Source organism: Shigella sp. FC1967, assembly GCF_001743005.1.
Taxonomy (GTDB): Bacteria; Pseudomonadota; Gammaproteobacteria; order Enterobacterales; family Enterobacteriaceae; genus Proteus.
This window is the reverse complement of sequence record NZ_MIIZ01001113.1, coordinates 1-843: the sequence shown is the minus strand read 5'-3', so window position 1 is coordinate 843 and position 843 is coordinate 1. Positions and strand designations below refer to the sequence as shown.

General features: G+C 30.4%; 2 pseudogenes. Both read left to right on the top strand.

Annotated elements, in window-relative coordinates:
• Positions 1 to 343, top strand: a pseudogene (locus BHE89_RS23970) (hypothetical protein); the annotation flags it as partial.
• Between the two features lie 237 nt (positions 344 to 580).
• Positions 581 to 843: pseudogene (locus BHE89_RS19010) on the top strand (cobalamin adenosyltransferase); the annotation flags it as partial.

Genomic DNA, 843 nt, shown 5'->3' with positions numbered 1-843 from the left:
CGATTGTTCAAAGCCTTGTAACATCTTTTGGTTTAGATTTTTTATTATTAAAAAGACAAAAAAAGGTGGTGATGTTGATACAACACATAATGTGAGAGAAAATATTTGGGCTACGGATACTGAAAAATCCAATTATGAAAATCGTGAAAAATATGACAAAGATGCTTATCATAAACATCAGAACTATATAAATACAAACAGAGAAGGAAAGCAGCATAAATTAAATGGGGAATTAAAAGATTCTTATACTGGCGAGACTTTTAACCAAAACGATAAAATTAACCTAGACCATATTATCGCTGCCCACGAGATACATAATGATCCTGCACGTCTTCTTGGCTGAGCTTGATGGTAAAGATTTAGCGAATAGAGGATTATAATCTTACTTTTACAAATGAGACATTAAATAAATCCAAAAAAGCAGATTCGATGTCTGATTTTATCCTAAGGTTACAAACCCAACAGACTGAAATAAAATTCTGAAATTAATACCTTAGAAAAAAAAAGCACAACTAACAGATAATGAAAGAAAAAAGATTAACCTCTCTTAAAAATAAAGAAAAAAGCCAATTTTGAAGAAATGGTTGCTATAGATGCCAAAGCAAGAAAAAATAATGATGCTGAAATTGATAGTAAGTATTATACCAGTAGCAAATTTTTTTCTAGCACAGCCTCTTCAGCAATAAATATTGGTTTTCGAATGGGTACAAGGCAAATGCTGGGAATTATATTTGCTGAACTATGGTTTGAATTAAAAGATTCCATTCCTAAACTTATCACTAATCATAAATCAAACTTTAAATTTGATTTTTTCTTAAAGGATCTTGGTGATCGTTGTTGCCA